Source organism: Chitinophaga sp. (assembly GCF_036566945.1).
Taxonomy (GTDB): Bacteria; Bacteroidota; Bacteroidia; order Chitinophagales; family Chitinophagaceae; genus Chitinophaga.
This window is the reverse complement of record NZ_DATCVJ010000116.1, coordinates 1-5174: the sequence shown is the minus strand read 5'-3', so window position 1 is coordinate 5174 and position 5174 is coordinate 1. Positions and strand designations below refer to the sequence as shown.

Here is a 5174-nt window from a genome sequence, read left to right as displayed (position 1 = left end):
CAATGCATGGTATGAGAACAGACGTACCGGCTATCCGGTGTTTACACTGAACAGCCATACCAATCTGAATATACCTTCTACCAGTTTCCCATTGAGATGGATGTATCCGCAGAAAGAGCTGGATTACAATTCAGAAAACGTGAACGCCGCTATTCAGTCACAGTTCGGTGGAAATGATGATTTTAGCCAGGTGATGTGGTTGTTGAAATAACGACTGTATTTAAACTTATAAAAAGCGAGGCCGTTTCATTGGAGACGGCCTCGCTTTTTGGTTTTACAACGGGTAAAGTTTTCGGAAGTTGGAACCGCGACTCAGGAACCATCCGCCCAGCTCCGGGAACGATTGCGTAAATATCCCCGCACTTCTGCGCCTCATTCATTATTTTGACAAGCGCAATTCAATACCACGCTATGAAACAAACTATCTTAACAGCTATTGGCCTGTTCGTTTGCGGGTTCCTTTCTGCGCAAACGATTAAAACAACAGTGGCGAAAGACGGGAGTGGCGATTATACCACTGTACAGGCAGCATTAGACGCGATACCTCTTCACAACAAAACGCCGGTACGCATCTTCATAAAAAAAGGGATCTACAAGGAAAAAATAAAACTGGACTCCACCAAGGATTTTGTAACGTTAATAGGAGAAGATGAAAATAATACCATCCTCACCTACGACGATCATGCAGGCATGCGCAATGCTGCCGGCGACAGCATCACTACCTATTCCTCGCCTTCCTGTATGATTTACGGCAGTGACTTCCGCGCGGAGCATCTCACCTTCGAAAACACCGCTGGCGTAAAAGCAGGACAGGCCGTGGCACTCAGCGTGCGGGGGGATAGAGCTACTTTTGTACACTGCAGGATGCTGGGCTTTCAGGATACATTGCTGGCTGGTACTTTTTACTGCCGGCAATACTACAAAGCCTGCTACATTGAAGGAAGTACCGATTTCATTTTCGGTTATGCGGCTGCCTTATTTTATAAGTGTATAATTAACAATAAAACCAATTCGTATATAACGGCAGCGGCTACACTGCAAACGCGCCCGGTGGGATATGTGTTTAAGGAATGTACACTCACCGCCGATAGCGGGGTCACGAAAGTATACCTGGGACGCCCCTGGCGCCCTTATGCCAGCATCACGTGGATCGACTGCCACATGGGCGCACACATTTTACCGGAAGGCTGGGACAACTGGCGGAAAGCGTCGAATGAGGCAACGGCCCGGTATGCAGAATATAACAGCAGCGGCCCCGGCGCCAATCCTGCCGGCAGAGTAGGGTGGAGCCGGCAGCTCACAAAAAAGGAAGCCAAACAATTTACAAGGGAATATATATTCGAAGACTGGAAATTTAAATTATGAAGATAACAGCCTGTCTGTGGTGCCTGTTGGCGACTACACCAGTGATGGCACAATCGGCAACAGAAGCGTCTAAAGTATGGGTAGCCGATAACGGCGATGGGACCTATAAAAATCCGGTGTTGTATGCCGACTATTCCGATCCGGATGCCATCCGCGTAGGGGATGATTATTACCTCGTAGCTTCCAGCTTTGACGCCATTCCGGGCTTGCCCATTTTGCATTCCAAAGACCTGGTCAACTGGCATATTATCGGCCACGCCTTATTACGTCAGCCGCCCTATGAGCATTTCGCTGCCACGCAACATGGCAACGGCGTATGGGCGCCTGCCATCCGCTATCATAACAATGAGTTCTATATTTATTATCCGGACCCTGATTTCGGCATCTATGTGGTAAAAGCAAAACAGATCACTGGCCCCTGGACCGCGCCGGAACTGGTAGTGGCAGGAAAAGGACTGATAGATCCATGCCCCTTATGGGATGATAACGGTCACGTATATATGGTACATGCCTATGCGGGTAGTCGCGCCGGTATTAAAAGCATCCTGGTGGTAAAAGAGTTGAATGCCGCTGCTACCAAAGCCATCGGTGAAGGCGTGCTGGTATTTGACGGACATGATGAGCAGCCTACATTGGAAGGCCCTAAAATTTATAAACGTAACGGCTATTACTATATTTTTGCACCCGCCGGCGGGGTTAGCACCGGCTGGCAACTGGTACTACGCTCAAAAAATATTTACGGTCCCTATGAAAGTAAAATAGTGATGGATCAGGGACATTCCGTGATCAATGGTCCGCATCAGGGCGCCTGGGTGCAAACACCCAAAGGGAGCGACTGGTTCCTGCACTTCCAGGACCAGGAAGCCTACGGCAGGGTCCTGCATCTGCAACCTATGAAATGGGTCAACAACTGGCCGGTCATAGGTATAGATAAAGACAATGACGGCAAAGGCGAACCGGTACTCAGTTACCGTAAACCCGATGTGGGACAAAGTTATCCTGTGGCCACCCCGCAGGCATCAGATGAGTTTAATGAAAGTAAATTGGGGCTGCAATGGCAATGGCAGGCCAATCCCGCTGCCGGCTGGGCGTTCCCCTCTTCCGCACATGGCAGCTTACGCCTCTTTGCTGCACAGCAACCCGATAGCGCCCGTAATTTATGGGAAGTGCCCAACGTGCTGCTGCAGAAATTTACGGCGCCGGTATTTAGCGCTACTGTGAAATGTAGCTTTAAACCCAGACAGGAAGGCGATCGTATGAACATGCTCGTAATGGGTAGCGATTACGCCGGCCTCTCTCTCGTGAAAAAAGCAGATGGCATTTATTTATCCCGCTTCACCTGTAAACAGGCAGATAAAGGAAATCCGGAAACCGTTGAGGTATTGGAGAAGATAACGGCAACGGATATATTTTTCAGGGTGAAGGTAACGGAAGGAGCCATCTGCCAGTTTAGTTACAGCACCGATGGACAAGCGTATCAGGATGCCGGAGCGCCGTTTACCGCTACTACCGGCAGATGGATAGGCGCGAAGCTGGGCCTGTGTTGTAGCAGAAAAGTGAAAACAAATGATGCCGGCTGGGCAGACATAGATTGGTGCAGGATAGATAAATAGGTGTCATTTCTTTTTTTTCGGTGCCACCGGCGGAATCATCAGCTCTGTTTGTAATACCCTGGTTTCGAAATCTTTTACGGGTCTTTTACTTTCTATGAGTTGCAGTAATAGTTCAGTGGCCACCTGTCCCATTTCAAAGGCAGGTTGCCGCACAACTGTCAGCGGCGCATGCAATAATTCAATCAATTCGGAATTGGAAAATCCGGTCAATGCCATTTCTCCGGGAATGGCTATCTGCGCTTTTTTCAATGCACGCATACAACCCGTTGTGAGCTTATCAGATGTAGTGAAAATAGCATCAGGCCGGCGTTTTTCTTTGAGCAGCGCTGCTACTGCATCGGTTACTTCTTCCAGCAACATACCGCCATGAAAACAATATTTGATGAGCGACGGCGGGGGCTTAATGCCATGCTTTTCCAGCGCCGCCAGATACCCCGCTACCCGTTCCTTTGTAATGGAAAGATGCGCCGAATTGGTAATACAGGCAATGCGTTTGTAACCCTGTGAAAGCAGGTGCATAGTAGCATTGTACGCCCCCTGAAAATTATCTACCATCACTTTATGCGTGGCAATATCTTCCACGATCCTGTCAAAAAATACTATAGGAAAACCGTACTGATGCAGCGCTTTCAGGTGTGTAAGATCTTTAGTAGCACTGGATACCGAAATCAGTAACCCATCTATGGAACGGGAAGCCAGGTATTGCAACGTTCTTACTTCTTTCTCAAAAGATTCATGACTCTGGGAAATAATTACCGTATAGCCATGTTCGTTAGCTACGGATTCAATTCCGTTGATCGTTTGTGAAAAAAAACTGTTGGCAATCTCCGATACAATAACGCCGATAGACCTGCTTTTCTTCTCCTTTAAACTTAATGCAATTGGGTTCGGATGGTAGTTCAGTTGCGCGGCATGTTCCAATACCAGCTGCTTGGTGGCTGCACTGATTTCATGACTGTCACGCAACGCACGCGATACGGTGGAAGTAGACAGGTGAAGCGCCTGCGCAATATCTTTTATAGTAGCTGCTTTATACTTCATATGGCTTCCGGACTATGTTTTCCGGTATTCAGGTATGTGGTGAAAGTACTGATTTTTCCGGGAACGATTGCGTAAATAAACTTCATCGTTAATAAATAGTTCTGTAGACTTGTATCATACAACACGGAGAAAAGAGATCCTGTTTCAACCAACAAATCACCACGTTAATCAATCAGCTATTAGCACAACCTTTATTTGCCATTTAAATTCACGCCAAACGTTATGAAAAGAATTTACCTTATTTGCTTGCTGCTACTGGGTTTTAGCAGCTGGGGCATTGCACAGACCCGCACCGTAAAAGGGAAGGTGACAGATGCGGCTTCCGGCGATGCGCTACCACTTGTAAGTGTACAGGTGAAAGGAACAACCAGCGGTACCCAAACAGATGCACATGGGAATTTTACCCTGCAACTGCCAGATGGGAAAAAAACGGAGCTGTTATTCAGTTACATAGGATATACTCCGCTCACCATGGTAGCCGATAATGTCAATATGACAGTAAAAATGGAATCGAACAATAAGAAACTGGATGAAATTGTAGTAGTAGGATACGGCATGGTAAAAAAGCGGGATCTCACCGGAGCGGTAGTCTCCGTAAAAGGGGAGGAACTGAAAAAAGTACCTTCTACCAACGTGATGGAAGCGGTACAAGGTAAATTGCCCGGTGTGGATATTACCCGCAGCAGTGGCGCCGCCGGCGCTAAAGTGAACGTCACCGTAAGAGGTAACCGCTCCATTACCGCCAGCAACGGTCCCTTGTACATAGTGGATGGCGTACAGTATGAAAATATCCAGGATATCAGTCCCAACGATATTCAATCAATGGAAGTGCTGAAAGATGCGTCTACTACAGCGATATATGGTTCCAGAGGCGCCAACGGCGTTATCATGGTCACCACCAAAAGAGGTAACAGCGGCCGACCCCGGGTAAATATCAGTGCTTACGCCGGTATATCTGAAGTAAACGGATATCCCCGCATGAGTAACGGAGAAGAATATACGGCATTGAAACGGGAAGCAAACCGGACTACCGGCAGATGGGCCAGCCCGGCAGATGATTCTAAAATATTCAACGCGTTTGAACTCGACGAAATCAAAAATAATATCTGGACAAACTATGCCGACGAATTGCTGCATAAGGGCCTACAGCAGGAC

Annotated in this window: 5 protein-coding genes; 4 read left to right on the top strand and 1 reads right to left on the bottom strand. The window is 47.7% G+C overall.

The window, feature by feature from the left end:
* The 3 genes from VIP81_RS03385 to VIP81_RS03375 all read left to right on the top strand — a co-directional run.
* The coding region (locus VIP81_RS03385) for a SusD/RagB family nutrient-binding outer membrane lipoprotein (RefSeq protein WP_331957067.1) at positions 1–211 on the top strand (211 nt) is incomplete at its 5' end.
* 200 nt (positions 212–411) lie between these two features.
* A complete protein-coding gene (locus VIP81_RS03380; RefSeq protein ID WP_331957066.1) occupies positions 412–1365 on the top strand; it encodes a pectinesterase family protein in 954 nt (317 codons plus the stop codon).
* Positions 1362–2978 (top strand): glycoside hydrolase 43 family protein, encoded by a 1617-nt coding sequence (locus VIP81_RS03375; RefSeq protein WP_331957065.1) that lies wholly within the window; start codon positions 1362–1364, stop codon positions 2976–2978. The genes VIP81_RS03380 and VIP81_RS03375 overlap by 4 nt, the downstream gene beginning before the upstream one ends.
* A gap of 3 nt (positions 2979–2981) precedes the next feature.
* Here the strand turns inward: VIP81_RS03375 and VIP81_RS03370 are convergent, their stop codons facing one another.
* A complete protein-coding gene (locus tag VIP81_RS03370) occupies positions 2982–4019 on the bottom strand; it encodes a LacI family DNA-binding transcriptional regulator (protein WP_331957064.1) in 1038 nt (345 codons plus the stop codon).
* 222 nt (positions 4020–4241) lie between these two features.
* On the opposite strand from VIP81_RS03370, the gene VIP81_RS03365 reads away from it, so the two are divergent.
* Positions 4242–5174: TonB-dependent receptor plug domain-containing protein (locus VIP81_RS03365; protein ID WP_331957063.1), on the top strand; the 933-nt coding region annotated here is incomplete at its 3' end.

Bases quoted from the DNA above. Each gene is read 5' to 3' on its own strand.
- VIP81_RS03370 (WP_331957064.1), bottom strand. From the start codon at position 4,019: ATGAAGTATAAAGCAGCTACTATAAAAGATATTGCGCAGGCGCTTCAC.
- VIP81_RS03375 (WP_331957065.1), top strand. From the start codon at position 1,362: ATGAAGATAACAGCCTGTCTGTGGTGCCTGTTGGCGACTACACCAGTG.
- VIP81_RS03380 (WP_331957066.1), top strand. From the start codon at position 412: ATGAAACAAACTATCTTAACAGCTATTGGCCTGTTCGTTTGCGGGTTC.